Genomic DNA, 14,276 nt, shown 5'->3' on the forward strand with positions numbered 1-14,276 from the left:
GCTTCATCTCAAACAAGGCATAACCTATTGCTTCCCTACAATTCCTTCACTTCCAAACTTTCTAACTTCTAAACTCTTTAACTTTTCCTCTCTCTCGTCGGGAATTCCTGTTTGCGCAGCAGGTCGCCTACTTTACTCAGCACAGTCAGTTTACCACCGTAGGTTTGCTCCAGTAATTCCTGCGTCAGTACCTGTTCTGTAGGCCCGGAAGCCACCAGGCGCATGTTCAGTAACACGGTCCAGTCAAAATACTCTCCGGCCGATTGCAGGTCGTGGTGCACCACTATAACCGTTTTGCCTTGTGCGCGCATGGTTCTTAGCAATTCTATAATGGCGGTTTCGGTGGCAATGTCTACCCCGGCAAAGGGTTCGTCCATAAAGTAGATGTCGGCATTCTGGGCCAGGGCCCTTGCTAGAAATACACGTTGCTGCTGTCCGCCGGATAGCTGTGAGATCTGCCTGTCGGCAAAGCTTTGCATGCCTACCTTTTCCAGGGCCTGTATGGCGGCATCTTTATCTGCTTTGCGTGGGCGGTTAAATAAACCCAGGTTGCCATACCTACCCATCAGCACCACATCAAAAACCGAAGCCGGGAAATCCCAGTCCACAGATTCTCGCTGCGGCACATACGAGATGCGGTTACGCACCTGCTTTATCGGCTCATCAAAAATGCGCACATACCCGCTGCTTGCCGGCAACAGATCCATGATGGCTTTTATGAGCGTAGATTTTCCTGCACCATTCGGGCCGATCACACCCACCAACGAACCGGCCGGCAACGTCAGATCCACACCCCAGAGCACAGGTTTACGATCATAACTAACCGTTAAGTCGTGCACTTCCACCACCGGATTATCTACATGAAGTATCATGGTATAAACTGTTTATTTTAAAGCCTTTACTATTTGATCAACATTGTGCCGAACCATGCCGATGTAAGTTCCTTCCGGTGTGCCTGCCTTGCCCAGAGCATCCGAAAACAGCGTACCACCGATCTGTACTTCATGCCCTTTTTTCCGGCTTCCGATAACCACTGCTTCTATTGCTTTTGGGGAAACTGACGACTCAACAAACACGGCTTTTATGCGGTTATCAACTATAAAATTCACCAGCACTGACACATCCTGCAAACCAAACTCCGATACTGTAGAAATGCCCTGTAACCCACGTACCTTGATACCATAAGCTCTTCCAAAATAGCCAAAAGCATCGTGGGCAGTTATTAAGATGCGTTGTTGCTCGGGTATGGATGCGATAGCCAGCCTCGTATAGTTGTGTAGTTGCGTGAGTTCCTGTAAATAGGCTGCAGCATTGCGTTGGTATAGTTCAGCATTCTTCGGATCTTTTTGTTGTAAGGCCTCTGCTATATGCGCTACTACTTTTTGCCAAAGCGACACGTCAAACCATACGTGGGGGTCGTGGCTGCTTGCAAACTGGTCTGATTGTATTAACTGATCCTCTTGCAACTTTTCTGCTGCTGCCACTACAGATTTAAAGCGATCGAGCTTAGAGAGGACTTCGCCCATTTTACCCTCCAGGTGCAGGCCGTTGTAAATAATAAGGTCAGCATCGGTAAGTTTTTGCAGGTCGCCCTGGGTGGCTTTGTAGAGGTGCGGGTCCACGCCGCTGCCCATGATGGCATCTACGGTAGCTGCATCGCCAACTATATTTTTTACCGCATCAGCCAGAATACCCGTTGTTGTAACTACATACATTTTCCTGCCTTCGGACACGGGGCCTTTGTCTATAGTTTGTTTACAACCCCAGGAGAACAGGCACAATACAAGCAGCAGGAGAGGAGAACGGTAGAGTTGCATACGATTAAGCAGACAGGAAGATATTGCGCGCCACTTCACTGGAAACGACCAGGTTTTTCTTGTTTTCTATGTTGATCTCCAGGGAGCTATCGTAAGGTATCTTATCCAATACTTTAATCTTAGCTCCCAGGAAAATCCCCATCTTATCGAGGTACTGCAGGAACAGCGGCTGCGAATCGTTTACCCCTACAACTATACCATTATCCTGTACTTCCATTTCGGCAAGCAGCTTCTGGGGCTTCACTTTCAGTTCGCCGTTCTCAGATGGTATCGGGTCGCCGTGCGGGTCAAACTGCGGGTGACCGAGAAATTCATCCAGCCGCTTGGTGAGCAGTTCAGAGCTGATGTGCTCCAGTTCTTCGGCTACCTCGTGTACTTCGTCCCAGTTAAACTTCAGCTTATCAACCAGGAAAACTTCCCATAGCCTGTGTTTGCGAATTACACTGAGGGCCACTCGTTCACCAGCTTCAGTAAGCGAAACGCCTTTATATTTTACATAATCAACCAGGCCTTTGGCGCTGAGCTTACGCAGCATATCGGTTACCGAAGCAGCCTTGGTGTCTAACGCATCGGCAATGGCATTTGTATTTACACCATCTCTGCCATCAGATAGCTTATAGATCGCTTTTATATAATTCTCTTCTGTAAAGCTGTGCACAAGTGTCTAATTAATAATGAATAATGATTAATGAAGAATAGGGCTTACCAGTATATCTCATTAATCATTATTCATTAGCCATTACTCATTATACCTACCAACGGATCAGCGCGGATGCCCAGGTAAAGCCACTTCCGAAGGCTGCAAGGCAAACCAGGTCACCTTCCTTAATGCGGTGTTCCTGTATTGCTTCGCTTAGTGCAATTGGAACTGATGCAGCCGTAGTGTTACCGTATTTATGGATGTTGCTCATCACTTTTTCGGCAGGCAAGCCCATCTTTTGCTGAATGTAAGAGGTGATTCTCAGGTTAGCCTGGTGTGGTATAAGCATATCGATATCAGAAGCTTTATAGCCATTCTTGTTAAGTGCTTCTTCAATAACTTCCGGGAAACGTGTAACCGCATGCTTAAACACCATGTTGCCGTTCATGTAAGGGTAGATAGAGCCGTTGTCGATCATCTCATGCGTCAGACGGTCTTTCTTATTTGTATTTGGGGCCAGTACGGCCAGCTCTTCAGCAAATTCACCATCAGCATGCAGGTGTGTGCTTAGTATGCCTTTGTCGGTACTTTCAGAAGGAGTTAATACAACCGCTCCGGCACCATCACCAAATATCACGGAAACATTACGCCCACGGGTAGAGAAGTCCAGACCGCTGGAGTGGATTTCTGAGCCAACTACCAGCACATTGTTGTACATGCCTGTTTTAATGAACTGATCGGCTACAGACAGGGCATAGATAAAGCCGGAACACTGGTTGCGAACATCCAGGGCCGGGATTTCCTTAAGGCCAAGTTCGCGCTGTAACAGCACGCCGGAGCCAGGGAAAACATAATCAGGACTAAGCGTAGCAAACACGATCATATCAAGATCAGTAGCCTCCAGCCCGGCATTTTTAAGCGCCATGCGGGCAGCATTGGCACCCATGTTGGCAGTGGTATCGGTACCTTCCTTAAAATAGCGTCGTTCCACAATGCCGGTTCGCTCACGGATCCACTCATCAGAGGTTTCCATGATCTGCTCCAGGTCTTTGTTGGTAACTATAGTTTCAGGTACATAATGGCCAACGCCTGCTATTTTTGAATTGCGCATAGTTATAGTTGTTAATGTTCAAATATACTGTTATTTCTTAAATTTAGATTCGTCTAAAAATAAATTTATTTATCTCTCTGTTTAAGTAACCTTTAAAATATTGCCCACAACCTGTAAAAGCTTCTCCTCTTCGGATTTCCAGAAAATAGCAGTTGGTATCCCGGGTCTGTAGAAGCTGGATTTATAAAGTGCTTGTAATAAGTTTTTTGGGTTGTAGTTCTTAAAGTCAATTGTTAGGCCTGCATCTGCTTTAGTTAACAGGTTTTCCCAGACAGGGTTTTGCTGAATTAATATAGGTAGACCATATGCCATATACTCGTATAGTTTTGTAGGGATGCACCGGAACGTACTCGGGTTTGGCTGATACGGCAGTAACCCGACATTATGCGAAGCGATGGCCTGAAGTATTTCGGGGTGCGGTATCAGATGAGCGCCACCTATTAAAGTAATGTACGGTTTGCCAGCTATAGTTTGTTTAAGCTTTTGCAACGTAGGTGTATGGGCACAGTAGCCGATTATAGTTAGCGTTACATTTAGGTTAAGCAGGTGAAGTTGTTCCGTAAGTTTTATAGCTTCAAATATACCATATATACCCGCTATGGTACCGGAGTAAAGGAGTTTTATAGTTTCAGTGTTTACCCTGACTGGCGTAGTAGGTAAACTATAGTTTACAGCGGGTTTATACTTGTTCTCTAAAACAGTGTAGCGGTTGCTTAAAAAAGTAAGTTCCCGGGCATAACTCTGCTCAGCCAGAAAAAAATGATCTATAGTTGGCGCAGTCAGTTTCTCTATAGTTTCTACACCTGTAGCCAGCACGCGTTTCAGGATCGGGTTATAGGCATCCTGCGAGGTAAGGTTTAAACTATAGTTCTCTCTGATATCATAAATCAGGCGGCATTTATAGTTGCGTGCAAAAAGCCAGGCTGGCAATAACAGTTCGTGGGTGCCAACTATAAGCAGGTCGGGTTTTATAGTTTGCAGTAAACTCCAGAATTTTTGTTGGGCACTAAGTCTGCCTATGCTTAACCTTTTAAAAGAGAAAATGGGATGCAGCTGCATGTTTGCTGGTAAATAAGCAGGAGCAGGGGCAGTAAAACCGGCAATATGCACCCTGGTGTCCGGCAGCTTACACAGCGAAAGCCCGAGTTTGCCGTACATACGGGTATCGTTTACGGGTTTTAGCAGCGAGGCAAGCAGAATTCTCTTTTCAGACATCGGTTAAATTTAATACTTTTACGCATTATTCAATATCAACTATATTTTAGATGACGCTTCAGACAATTATAGAACAGGCCTGGGAAAACCGTGAACTGTTGAAGGAGCAGGCTACTGTAGATGCGGTACGTGCTGTAATAGAAGATTTAGATAAGGGCAAACTACGCGTGGCAGAGCCGGTAGGCGACGAGTGGCAGGTGAACGAATGGGTTAAGAAAGCGGTGCTGATGTATTTCCCGATTCAGGCCATGAAGACCATAGAAGTAGGTCCTTTTGAGTTTCATGACAAGATTGCACTGAAGACCAACTATGCGGCACAAGGTGTGCGTGTTGTACCTCATGCCATCGCGCGGTATGGTTCTTTCCTGTCTAAAGGGGTGATCATGATGCCATCTTATGTAAATATTGGTGCATGGGTTGGCGAAGGAACGATGGTTGATACATGGGCTACTGTTGGTAGCTGCGCACAGGTGGGTAAAAATGTACACTTAAGCGGTGGCGTTGGCCTTGGTGGTGTATTGGAGCCCGTGCAGGCTGCCCCGGTAATTATCGAAGATGGTGCCTTTATCGGATCGAGAAGTATACTGGTAGAAGGTTGCCGCATTGGTAAGGAAGCCGTAATTGGTGCTGGTGTAACTATAACCGGTAGCTCCAAGATAATAGACGTTACAGGAAGCGAGCCGAAAGAGTATAAAGGCTATGTGCCACCACGCGCTGTGGTTATACCGGGTTCGTATACCAAGAAATTCCCTGCCGGCGATTTCCAGGTGCCTTGCGCCCTGATCATTGGTCAGCGTAAAGAAAGTACAGACCTGAAAACTTCGCTGAATGATGCGCTGCGCGAAAATGCGGTTGCTGTTTAATTACTAATTGCTGATTATTAAAGGTTAACTGGTAGAGTCAGCATGTAAACTATAAAACAAAAGGAGCCTCTACCAAATGGCAGGGGCTCCTTTTGTTTTATAGTTGGTTTAAAGAATCTGTTGGTCCTGGAGTTTCTGCAAGGGCGATTTTCTTCATCCCGATAATACTTAAATCCTGAAAACCCCGATCCAGACAAACAAAAAGCCGCTGCAGGTATTACCAGCAGCGGCTTTCTTATTTAAAATTGCCTGGTATGTTTAATCTATAGTTGATCAACCAACAATCAGCAATTAACGCTTCTTAAAACGGTCGGCAACTATAAGCTCTTTCGTACCGTGTGTCCAGCTATAAAAGCCCTGGCCTGACTTTGCACCTTTGTGTCCTGCCTGAACCATGTTTACCAGTAGCGGGCATGGCGCATATTTCGGGTTGCCAAAGCCATCGTACAACACATTCAGGATAGATAAGCAAACATCCAGTCCGATGAAATCCGCCAGTTGCAGCGGGCCCATCGGGTGAGCCATTCCAAGCTTCATGATCGTGTCAATCTCTTCCACGCCAGCTACGCCTTCATATAAACTATAAATCGCTTCGTTGATCATCGGCATCAGGATGCGGTTTGCTACAAAGCCAGGGTAATCGTTACATTCGGTAGGTACTTTGCCCAGTTGCAACGACATATCCATTACCTGTTTTGTCACTTCATCAGAGGTAGAATAACCGCGGATGATCTCTACCAGCTTCATTACCGGAACCGGGTTCATGAAGTGCATGCCGATAACTTTATCGGGACGATCGGTAACAGATGCAATTTTAGTAATAGAGATAGAAGAGGTGTTGCTGGCAAGAATAGCTTCCGGCTTCGCAAAGCTACTCAGGTCGCGGAAGATCTTCAGTTTCAAGTCTACGTTTTCAGTAGCAGCCTCCACAACCAGGTCAGCTTCTTTAACACCTTCCTGCATGTTTGTATAGGTAGTGATGTTGCCCAGCGTCTGCTGTTTCTGCTCTTCGGTAAGGTTGCCTTTAGCTATAATGCGGTCCAGGTTTTTGGTAATTGTTCCCAGTGCTTTAGTTAATGCCTCTTCTGATATATCAACCAGGGCTACCTGGAAACCATTCTGTGCAAAAACGTGGGCTATGCCGTTGCCCATCGTGCCGGAGCCAATAACTGCTACTTTTTTCATAGGTTCTGTAAACATATAGTTTGGAATTGCCTGCAAAGCTAAAAGAAAATCTCTTATTCTATAGTTGTAATCGGTGGCATCTTGGCAGACTTCAACTTTTTGCCTTCCCAGATTCTGTTTCTATAGTTTATTTTGAGGTGGTTGTGAAAAAAATAACGATAAGGCAGCTATATACCTGTGTCTCATGTTAGGGTAACCATAACATGCCTGTTACTAAAGTAGTTAAAGCGGGTAATAGAGCAGGGGATATTATTGCATTAAAGGTTACAACATCGGATTATTTCATAAAAAAGAGCATCTTAATAAATCCTTTGTAATATATATGCGTAAAAGCTTAAACTAAAAAGTACAACTACTGATTTTTACCGGTGTGTAGCCGAATACAAAAGGTAGTTGTCATAAAACTAAAGACTCTTAACTATGGGAAATTTATTGTATATCATAGCCGTTGTGCTGATAATTTTCTGGCTGATCGGCTTCTTAGGATTTCCGGATGCCGTTGGTGGCATTATTCACGTGTTGCTTGTACTGGCTGTAATTGCCGTACTGCTGCGCCTGATCCGGGGAGTTTAACCTCAAGTTAGTTTACACGTTAATAAAATTAAACAAGCAACGTACAACTTCATTAAACAATTAAAACTATGGGAAATTTATTGTATATTATAGCAGTTATCCTTGTGATCTTCTGGCTGATCGGCTTCCTGGGATTCCCTGATGCCGTAGGTGGACTGATCCACATCTTATTAGTCATCGCCGTTATCATGGTGCTTTTACGACTCATACGAGGTTAGCACTACTGATCTATACTTAAAAACAAAAGGACTGCCCTGTAAGGCAGTCCTTTTGTTTTTATAGTTAGCGAACCTATTTTCTGAAAGGGATATTTACACCTGCCCGAATAACTGGGTTACTATAAGGATTCACAATATCGTCGTTGGCATTGTACAGTAACAACAGGTCCAAAGACGCTTTTTCGCCGATGCGTTGCCGGTAACCAATCCCAACCATAGGCAGTGTCATGGTTTTCCGTAATTTATAGAGTGAATTGTTTGAATTATCGCGCACTAGGTATTCGCGGCTCAGTATCTCTACCTCGGCGTGTGCCAGCAAGGCGCCATCCATAATATCAAACACTTCCATTTGCGTAAAGCCGCGGCCGCCATAATTGTTCAGCGATTTGCCGCCGTCGCTTATAAAATGATAGACTACCCCGGTACCAACACTAAACTTGTCTGTAACTCTATAACCGATAATGGGCAACAGAGTAATGTTGGTATAGGAACCAAACTGCAGGCCGAAGCTACCTCCAAAGTAAAGCTTATCTATAAATTCCTGTTTCTCCTTTTCAGCTTTTTCGGGTTCTTCCTGCACTACCGGTGGCTGCTGCTTTACCGCAGGCTGTGTTTGCGGCTGCGGCTGTGATTTAGGGGTATATACCGGTTTCTCGGTTCCTGGAGGGCCTGTAGGTAAGGCTGGCTTGCGTTTTACGGTATCCGGCTCTACCTGGGCCATAGCTGTAAGGCCTGTAAAAGCAAAAATGCAAAGTGCCAGCAGGCACTTTGCATAATATGTGTTCAGTTTAGCAGACATACCGATGTTATACCGTTGCTTTTTCGTACATTTTTTTGCGCAGTTCGCGGATATTCTCGTCCTGCAGGTACTCTTCATAGGTCATGCGCTTATCGATCATGCCGTTAGGAGTTAATTCAATAATACGGTTTGCTATAGTATCCACGAACTGTAAGTCGTGCGATGCAAACAATACGGTGCCATCGAAATCTTTAAGCGAGTTGTTCAGCGCCGTGATCGATTCCAGATCCAGGTGGTTGGTAGGGTCGTCCATTACCAGGAAGTTGCCAGACTGCAGCATCATTTTAGAGAACATACAGCGTACTTTCTCACCACCCGATAATACGTTTGCTTTCTTAAGCGATTCTTCGCCGGAAAACAGCATACGACCCAGGAAACCACGGATAAAGCTTTCGTCTTTCTCTACAGAATATTGGCGCAGCCAGTCTACAAGGTTTAGGTCCGTGTTAAAATATTCGGCATTGTCTTTCGGGAAGAAAGCGGCATTTATAGTGGTACCCCATTTAAAGTCTCCGGAATCAGCTTTCTCTTCGCCGGCCAGAATTTTAAAGAATAAGGTGGCGGCAACGTCATTACGGCCAAGTATCGCGATCTTATCGCCTTTGTCAACCATAAAGCTTACATCCGTAAATATCGGCTGTCCTTCAACAGACTTGCTCAGGTTCTCTACGTGCAGTAACTGGTTACCTGCTTCACGCTCCGGTTTAAAGGCAATGTATGGGTACTTACGCGACGATGGCTGTATATCATCCACTGTAAGTTTCTCCAGCAATTTGGCACGCGAGGTTGCCTGCTTTGATTTAGAAGCGTTGGCGCTGAAACGACGGATGAATTCTTCCAGTTCTTTACGCTTGTCTTCGGTTTTCTTGTTAGCATCTGAGCGCTGCTTAAGCGCCAACTGGCTCGACTCGTACCAGAAACCATAGTTACCGGCATACATTTTAATCTTGCCAAAGTCGATATCGGCTACGTGCGTACAAACCGCATCCAGGAAGTGACGGTCGTGCGATACAACTATAACCGTATTCGGGAAGTTACCCAGGAAATTCTCCAGCCACATGATAGATTCAGCATCCAGGTTGTTGGTAGGCTCATCGAGTAACAGGATATCCGGGTTGCCGAAAAGGGCCTGCGCCAGGAGCACACGTACTTTCTCGCTACCGCTCAGGTCGCGCATCAACGAATAGTGCAGGTTTTCGCTGATGCCAAGTCCGCTCAGTAATTCAGCAGCTTCGTATTCAGCATTCCAGCCTTCCATGTCGGCAAATTCGCCTTCCAGTTCAGCTGCGCGCTCGCCATCTGCATCTGTAAAGTCAGCTTTGGCATAAATAGCGTCTTTTTCCTGCATTATGTCAAACAGGCGCTTATGGCCCATTATTACAGTCTGCAGTACCGGATACTCATCGAAAGCAAAGTGGTTCTGCTTTAAAACGGCAAGTCTGGCTTTGGCTGGTATCTCTACCGAACCGGTGTTGGGCTCAATTTCACCTGAAAGAATTTTCAGGAAAGTGGATTTACCAGCCCCGTTGGCACCGATCAAACCATAACAGTTGCCAGGTATAAATTTTATAGTTACATCTTCAAATAATGTGCGCTTGCCATATCTCAAGCTTACATTGTTAGTACTGATCATGTTTTTCTGTTAGAGAATTAAAATGGATTCCGGTTGCAAAACTACGAAATAAATGTCGTGATTGATGAAATGTGTATTCCGGCTTTTATGAAATGCACTTATTCAGCTAATGGTAACTGATTTTAAAACAATCAGTTCAGCATATCAAAGCAAAATTTTTGCATCAAATCACAACGCCACCCTTACTTCTATAGTATATTGTTTAAATAATATACAGTTCGCGGTACAAAGGTATTGCTAAAATCGCTTTCCGGCGTTCTGTAGTAACCATTTTTACAGCTAAACTGTTCATTATAAGAGAAGTATTGTATATTAATTAACCTACGTAACATGGCAATTGAAAAAGTGTCTTACCAGAAAATAGCAATTAAATATGGTATTCTGGTAGGGGTTGCGCACATCATTTACTTCCTGATCATGGGTATATTCGGGTTGCATGATGTTGTGGAACTCTCTTTCTTAAGTGGTATATTCCTTGTCATCGGTATCATCGTTGCCATCTCTAAGTATAAAAGAATGAACAGCATGGTAGAGTATTTCAGCGGGCTTGGAATTGGAGCTACAGTTGGCGTGGTTTCATCGGTGCTGCTGGCAATCTTCCTGGTGTTGTATATTTCTCTTTATCGTGCCACTTATCTCGAGAACCTGCAATCCAGTTCGCTCTTCCCGGAAAGCATTTCGCTGGTCTGGCTATTTGTACTGACTATTTTTTACGGCACTATACCTGGCTTTTTTATAGCTTTTATAGCTATGCAATGGTTTAAGCGGGCAGACCATTCTATGCCGGAACGTGTTTAATATATACAACCTCTAACCTTGCTATATCCTACGTTATGGAAAAGATTGCCCTGAAGTATGGCTTGCTCACGGCTATTGGCCTGATTGGCTATTTCTTTATCATGAAGGCAATAGGGCTGTCTCATATTGTGGAGTTACGTTTCCTGAACTCCGTAATCCTGACTATCGGGATTGTGATGGCGTTGCGGGGATTTAAGCGGGCAAAAAAGAGCATTTTGGTTATTTAAGTGGTTTAGGCCTGGCCTTTTTAACTTCAGTGGTAGCTACTATCCTTTTTTCGGCCTTTATGCTTATCTATATCAAAACGTTTGACAACTCACTGCTTGCTGTGCTGTCACATAACAGTATGGTAGGAGAGCGGGTCTCCAGCACGCCGGGGCTGGTTATTTTTATGGTTCTGATGCTGGAAGGAGTTATTTCAGGCGCTATGATCGGTTTCATAGCAATGCAGTTCTTTAAACGTCCGGACCACACGGTACCCAACAGCCCGTGAAACTATAGCTTAACTATAACATAAAGGCCTCAGAAATTCTATTTCTGAGGCCTTTATGTTATATAAGATTTTGTTCCATTTCATTTTACCATGTAATCGGGTCGTTGAATGATTTGCACTACAATTTCGTGCATATCACCATCCTTGTCTTTTAACCGGAAAGTAAGTTGTGGATTATCAATGTCATGTTCTGCTTTTATATCAATTACCTGCGCTTTGTCTATCTTATTTTCTAATTGAGGGCTCAGCTCATGAAATGCTTTTGCAAAATCAACTTCCAGTGTGCTGGGGTTATAGTGTAGTGTTCTCATAAGTTCAGTTCAAGTCACCTGCCTGGTGCGGGGTATAATTGCTGCTTGTTAAAATACTAAAATGTATAGTATAGTCTTATATACCATTTTACGCAGGCTATGTTACCATTATCACGTTTTATATATCATATTCTTAATACAATATTGGTGTAAGTTGGAAAAGCAACATTTCGGGTTTGAAACAGTATGAATTTGTTTTGTATGGCATTATTAAAAATATACTAAAACAAGATAACCTGATCTGAGTTTTTGCGTTGAAGTAGCTAGTAACACATCCTGTAGTTTACAGGCAATAAATCAGATACTCATGAAGACATATATACTAACCCTGGCGCTTGGCCTTATTACAACAGCTGGTTTTGCACAGCGCATAACCAAAGGCGATGACGGCCTTGACAAGAAAGTTCTGGAGGTACAGGTTACAGGCCCGGCCTTATTAACCCTGGAAATGGAGCGCGAACTACAGCTTACAGCACAGCAGCAGCAGGAAGTAAAGCAGCTAAACGAGTTACGCTACCAGCAACTACTGGAAACAGAAAAAACAGCCACAGCCGTCAGCAACGATCAAATGATACAGAAAGTGCACCTGCAAAATGATAAGGCACTTACTAAAGTGCTTTCATCGGAGCAGCTTCGCCGTTTCCTGGAGCTGGAAGGAAGGCAGCACGCACAGCACTTAAGCGAACTGGATAACCACTAAATAAATCACAAAAACTAAAGAAGCCCGGGCATTACTCGGGCTTCTTTAGTTTTTGTGGTTGGCTATAGTTTACTTCCGAAACTTTGCCCAACGAGTTAATTCTTACTTCCACGCGGTTTGCTTCCGATAATTCATTGGTACTCTGGCATTGTTCACCCGCTTCAAGGTAATAATAGTAGATGCGCTGGCTGCGCTCCAGCAATTCTTCTTTATCAGGTTTGCCCAATACGTTACGAACTATATATTCTTTTTTGCCAACCATATCTTTCCTGATCTTTTCAAATTCAGGGGCGAGTTTTGCGCGGTCGCCTTTGCAGGCATTTTTATCGGCTTTCCAGGTATTGCTGTCAAAATCTTTCATGCTTTCAGGTGAGCCGCAGGCTACAGCCAGAACAAAGACAGACAGATAAAGGAGGCAGTTGATCTTCTTCATGGCACAAAAATAAAATATATAAACTCATAATGCCTGTTAAACCATTAAATTAACTGTATAAAAGCCAGACTATAATTTTATTCCAGAACTATATACTTTTACTGTCATGCGTTGCGTTGAACTATAAAGAGAAGCGGGTTTAACTTTTAGAAGATATTTGCCAGGCTCTTTCTGCCCGTATGGAACAATTTTTACGGTTTTACCTGTTACAAAACGAATCCCGTACTTAAGAACCTTAAAAACCTATGTTGAGACCAGCTATCCTCTTACTAGCGTTAAGCCTTGTATCTTTCAGTTCTCCGGAAGCAAACCCAATGGGTGAAGCAGCAATTCCAGCAACAACAGAAACTGCCATTGCAACAACTGGTGGCCTGTCTTTCGAAGAGAAGCAAATGGCTTTTTCGCAGCACCTGGAGCAAGTATACCAGGAGGCAAACCTTAAAAACAAAGGCCTTTCTTTCCCTGTATTTAAACAAGCTTTTATCGGTTTCCTTAACCTGAAGCAACGCGCATCCGTCTCTCCGGAACAGGATATTTTAACTATAGTTGATTTTACAAAGTCGAGCCGCGAGAAACGCATGTGGGTAATTGACCTTGAAGCTAAAAAGGTGTTATTCAACACCCTTGTAGCGCATGGCCGTAATACTGGCAACGACAAAGCTGTTAAATTCTCAAATAAGCCAAACTCTTACATGAGCAGCCTCGGCTTTTATGTTACAGATCAAACTTATTTTGGAAAGCATGGCCTTTCATTAAAATTAGAAGGTATGGACGAAGGCTTTAATACCAATGCCAGGGAGCGTGCTATAGTTATACATGGTGCCGACTACGCCACTGACGATTTTGTGAAGCAATACGGCCGCCTGGGCCGCAGTCTTGGTTGTCCTGCACTGCCAACGGAGATATCTAAAGAAGTAATTGAAACGATTAAGAATGAGACGGTGCTGTATGTTCACAGTAACGATGCCACTTATAAGTCGAACTACCTGAATACAGCTCTTGCAGTAGAAAGTTTTGCTGCTGATCTGTCTGTTTTCGCAGAAAATATTTAATGCTATAGTTGATAACAACTACCTGTAGTTAAAAAGAAATGCCCCTGCTTAACTGGCAGGGGCATTTCTTTTTGTAGTAACTTAAGTTACATCTAGGTCTGGTCTTTCGTGGTTTTTACAAGGCTGATTCCTGAGAAGAAGAAGATCAAGCCGATAACGAACGGTACAGCAGCAGAAAATTTACCGACTGCCACACCATCACCACCCATCAGGAAAGCGTATGCTCCCCAAATGATGCCTATGATACCTAATATCGTTAGCAAGGCACCAAAAGTCCTTTTCATATTCATAGTATTATTTTTTAGTCTGTAAGCAGCTTTAGTAGCAGCTTTTGTAACAGGTAATACGATAACTCTATAATTAGGTATAGCAGTTTTTCCTGAAAATAGGAATATCTAACTATAGCAGTTGTTTTTGTATGAATTTCAACCTTAA

At 43.9% G+C, this 14,276-nt stretch carries 19 protein-coding genes; 8 read left to right on the plus strand and 11 right to left on the minus strand.

All coding sequences use genetic code 11. The features are described from left to right. Positions 1-77 precede the first annotated feature (77 nt). From GSQ66_RS03620 to GSQ66_RS03640, 5 genes are all read right to left on the minus strand, one after another. Positions 78-872 carry a metal ABC transporter ATP-binding protein gene (locus tag GSQ66_RS03620; RefSeq protein ID WP_162426211.1) on the minus strand — a complete coding sequence of 265 codons (795 nt, stop codon included), beginning with the start codon at positions 870-872 and terminating at the stop codon, positions 78-80. A 12-nt stretch (positions 873-884) separates the two neighbouring features. Next, positions 885-1,817, minus strand: coding sequence for a metal ABC transporter solute-binding protein, Zn/Mn family (locus GSQ66_RS03625; protein ID WP_162426212.1), 933 nt, complete (start codon positions 1,815-1,817; stop codon positions 885-887). Positions 1,818-1,821: 4 nt separating this feature from the next. Beyond that, entirely contained in the window at positions 1,822-2,475 is a 654-nt protein-coding gene (locus GSQ66_RS03630) for a metal-dependent transcriptional regulator (protein WP_162426213.1), read from the minus strand. Between the two features lie 94 nt (positions 2,476-2,569). After that, entirely contained in the window at positions 2,570-3,568 is a 999-nt protein-coding gene (locus tag GSQ66_RS03635; protein ID WP_162426214.1) for a 3-oxoacyl-ACP synthase III family protein, read from the minus strand. A gap of 81 nt (positions 3,569-3,649) precedes the next feature. Beyond that, entirely contained in the window at positions 3,650-4,783 is a 1,134-nt protein-coding gene (locus tag GSQ66_RS03640) for a glycosyltransferase family protein (protein ID WP_162426215.1), read from the minus strand. A 50-nt stretch (positions 4,784-4,833) separates the two neighbouring features. Here GSQ66_RS03640 and GSQ66_RS03645 point away from each other — a divergent pair, with 50 nt between their 5' ends. After that, positions 4,834-5,646 carry a 2,3,4,5-tetrahydropyridine-2,6-dicarboxylate N-succinyltransferase gene (locus tag GSQ66_RS03645; RefSeq protein ID WP_162426216.1) on the plus strand — a complete coding sequence of 271 codons (813 nt, stop codon included), beginning with the start codon at positions 4,834-4,836 and terminating at the stop codon, positions 5,644-5,646. A gap of 291 nt (positions 5,647-5,937) precedes the next feature. Here the strand turns inward: GSQ66_RS03645 and GSQ66_RS03650 are convergent, their stop codons facing one another. Next, positions 5,938-6,831 carry a 3-hydroxyacyl-CoA dehydrogenase family protein gene (locus tag GSQ66_RS03650; protein WP_162426217.1) on the minus strand — a complete coding sequence of 298 codons (894 nt, stop codon included), beginning with the start codon at positions 6,829-6,831 and terminating at the stop codon, positions 5,938-5,940. 420 nt (positions 6,832-7,251) lie between these two features. Between GSQ66_RS03650 and GSQ66_RS03655 the strand changes: the two genes are divergently transcribed. Beyond that, a complete protein-coding gene (locus tag GSQ66_RS03655; protein WP_162426218.1) occupies positions 7,252-7,404 on the plus strand; it encodes a lmo0937 family membrane protein in 153 nt (50 codons plus the stop codon). A 68-nt stretch (positions 7,405-7,472) separates the two neighbouring features. After that, entirely contained in the window at positions 7,473-7,622 is a 150-nt protein-coding gene (locus tag GSQ66_RS03660; protein WP_162345496.1) for a lmo0937 family membrane protein, read from the plus strand. A 73-nt stretch (positions 7,623-7,695) separates the two neighbouring features. Here the strand turns inward: GSQ66_RS03660 and GSQ66_RS03665 are convergent, their stop codons facing one another. Further along, positions 7,696-8,421: a porin family protein gene (locus GSQ66_RS03665; protein ID WP_238395794.1), complete on the minus strand. Its 726-nt coding sequence runs from the start codon at positions 8,419-8,421 to the stop codon at positions 7,696-7,698. 7 nt (positions 8,422-8,428) lie between these two features. Further along, positions 8,429-10,054 (minus strand): ABC-F family ATP-binding cassette domain-containing protein, encoded by a 1,626-nt coding sequence (locus tag GSQ66_RS03670; protein WP_162426219.1) that lies wholly within the window; start codon positions 10,052-10,054, stop codon positions 8,429-8,431. A 330-nt stretch (positions 10,055-10,384) separates the two neighbouring features. Here GSQ66_RS03670 and GSQ66_RS03675 point away from each other — a divergent pair, with 330 nt between their 5' ends. Genes GSQ66_RS03675 through GSQ66_RS03685 form a run of 3 tightly spaced genes read left to right on the plus strand, consistent with a single transcriptional unit; the run spans position 10,385 to position 11,345 of the window. Next, positions 10,385-10,852 (plus strand): DUF4199 domain-containing protein, encoded by a 468-nt coding sequence (locus tag GSQ66_RS03675; RefSeq protein WP_162426220.1) that lies wholly within the window; start codon positions 10,385-10,387, stop codon positions 10,850-10,852. 35 nt (positions 10,853-10,887) lie between these two features. Continuing rightward, a complete protein-coding gene (locus GSQ66_RS03680) occupies positions 10,888-11,079 on the plus strand; it encodes a hypothetical protein (protein ID WP_162426221.1) in 192 nt (63 codons plus the stop codon). Positions 11,080-11,138: 59 nt separating this feature from the next. After that, complete coding sequence (locus tag GSQ66_RS03685; RefSeq protein WP_162426222.1) at positions 11,139-11,345, plus strand: hypothetical protein; 207 nt, start codon at positions 11,139-11,141, stop codon at positions 11,343-11,345. Between the two features lie 80 nt (positions 11,346-11,425). On the opposite strand, the gene GSQ66_RS03690 is transcribed toward GSQ66_RS03685, so the two are convergent. Beyond that, entirely contained in the window at positions 11,426-11,656 is a 231-nt protein-coding gene (locus GSQ66_RS03690) for a hypothetical protein (protein ID WP_162426223.1), read from the minus strand. Positions 11,657-11,963: 307 nt separating this feature from the next. Here GSQ66_RS03690 and GSQ66_RS03695 point away from each other — a divergent pair, with 307 nt between their 5' ends. After that, positions 11,964-12,356, plus strand: a complete 393-nt coding sequence (locus tag GSQ66_RS03695; protein WP_162426224.1) for a hypothetical protein — start codon at positions 11,964-11,966, stop codon at positions 12,354-12,356. A 31-nt stretch (positions 12,357-12,387) separates the two neighbouring features. Here the strand turns inward: GSQ66_RS03695 and GSQ66_RS03700 are convergent, their stop codons facing one another. Further along, positions 12,388-12,789 (minus strand): hypothetical protein, encoded by a 402-nt coding sequence (locus tag GSQ66_RS03700; RefSeq protein ID WP_162426225.1) that lies wholly within the window; start codon positions 12,787-12,789, stop codon positions 12,388-12,390. Positions 12,790-13,034: 245 nt separating this feature from the next. Here GSQ66_RS03700 and GSQ66_RS03705 point away from each other — a divergent pair, with 245 nt between their 5' ends. Next, positions 13,035-13,841, plus strand: a complete 807-nt coding sequence (locus GSQ66_RS03705; protein ID WP_162426226.1) for a murein L,D-transpeptidase catalytic domain family protein — start codon at positions 13,035-13,037, stop codon at positions 13,839-13,841. Positions 13,842-13,933: 92 nt separating this feature from the next. On the opposite strand, the gene GSQ66_RS03710 is transcribed toward GSQ66_RS03705, so the two are convergent. Continuing rightward, the gene (locus tag GSQ66_RS03710) at positions 13,934-14,125 is read right to left on the minus strand and encodes a hypothetical protein (RefSeq protein WP_238395795.1); all 192 of its coding nucleotides are present in this window, start codon (positions 14,123-14,125) and stop codon (positions 13,934-13,936) included. Positions 14,126-14,276 lie beyond the last annotated feature (151 nt).

The organism is Pontibacter pudoricolor (assembly GCF_010092985.1).
Lineage (GTDB): Bacteria > Bacteroidota > Bacteroidia > Cytophagales > Hymenobacteraceae > Pontibacter > Pontibacter pudoricolor.

Excerpts from the sequence above, each read along its gene's own strand:
- GSQ66_RS03660 (WP_162345496.1), top strand. The coding sequence starts at position 7,473 with ATGGGAAATTTATTGTATATTATAGCAGTTATCCTTGTGATCTTCTGG.
- GSQ66_RS03705 (WP_162426226.1), top strand. The coding sequence starts at position 13,035 with ATGTTGAGACCAGCTATCCTCTTACTAGCGTTAAGCCTTGTATCTTTC.
- GSQ66_RS03665 (WP_238395794.1), bottom strand. The coding sequence starts at position 8,421 with ATGTCTGCTAAACTGAACACATATTATGCAAAGTGCCTGCTGGCACTT.
- GSQ66_RS03635 (WP_162426214.1), bottom strand. The coding sequence starts at position 3,568 with ATGCGCAATTCAAAAATAGCAGGCGTTGGCCATTATGTACCTGAAACT.
- GSQ66_RS03680 (WP_162426221.1), top strand. The coding sequence starts at position 10,888 with ATGGAAAAGATTGCCCTGAAGTATGGCTTGCTCACGGCTATTGGCCTG.
- GSQ66_RS03645 (WP_162426216.1), top strand. The coding sequence starts at position 4,834 with ATGACGCTTCAGACAATTATAGAACAGGCCTGGGAAAACCGTGAACTG.
- GSQ66_RS03655 (WP_162426218.1), top strand. The coding sequence starts at position 7,252 with ATGGGAAATTTATTGTATATCATAGCCGTTGTGCTGATAATTTTCTGG.
- GSQ66_RS03690 (WP_162426223.1), bottom strand. The coding sequence starts at position 11,656 with ATGAGAACACTACACTATAACCCCAGCACACTGGAAGTTGATTTTGCA.
- GSQ66_RS03625 (WP_162426212.1), bottom strand. The coding sequence starts at position 1,817 with ATGCAACTCTACCGTTCTCCTCTCCTGCTGCTTGTATTGTGCCTGTTC.
- GSQ66_RS03675 (WP_162426220.1), top strand. The coding sequence starts at position 10,385 with ATGGCAATTGAAAAAGTGTCTTACCAGAAAATAGCAATTAAATATGGT.
- GSQ66_RS03620 (WP_162426211.1), bottom strand. The coding sequence starts at position 872 with ATGATACTTCATGTAGATAATCCGGTGGTGGAAGTGCACGACTTAACG.
- GSQ66_RS03685 (WP_162426222.1), top strand. The coding sequence starts at position 11,139 with ATGCTTATCTATATCAAAACGTTTGACAACTCACTGCTTGCTGTGCTG.
- GSQ66_RS03670 (WP_162426219.1), bottom strand. The coding sequence starts at position 10,054 with ATGATCAGTACTAACAATGTAAGCTTGAGATATGGCAAGCGCACATTA.
- GSQ66_RS03700 (WP_162426225.1), bottom strand. The coding sequence starts at position 12,789 with ATGAAGAAGATCAACTGCCTCCTTTATCTGTCTGTCTTTGTTCTGGCT.
- GSQ66_RS03710 (WP_238395795.1), bottom strand. The coding sequence starts at position 14,125 with ATGAAAAGGACTTTTGGTGCCTTGCTAACGATATTAGGTATCATAGGC.
- GSQ66_RS03640 (WP_162426215.1), bottom strand. The coding sequence starts at position 4,783 with ATGTCTGAAAAGAGAATTCTGCTTGCCTCGCTGCTAAAACCCGTAAAC.
- GSQ66_RS03650 (WP_162426217.1), bottom strand. The coding sequence starts at position 6,831 with ATGAAAAAAGTAGCAGTTATTGGCTCCGGCACGATGGGCAACGGCATA.
- GSQ66_RS03695 (WP_162426224.1), top strand. The coding sequence starts at position 11,964 with ATGAAGACATATATACTAACCCTGGCGCTTGGCCTTATTACAACAGCT.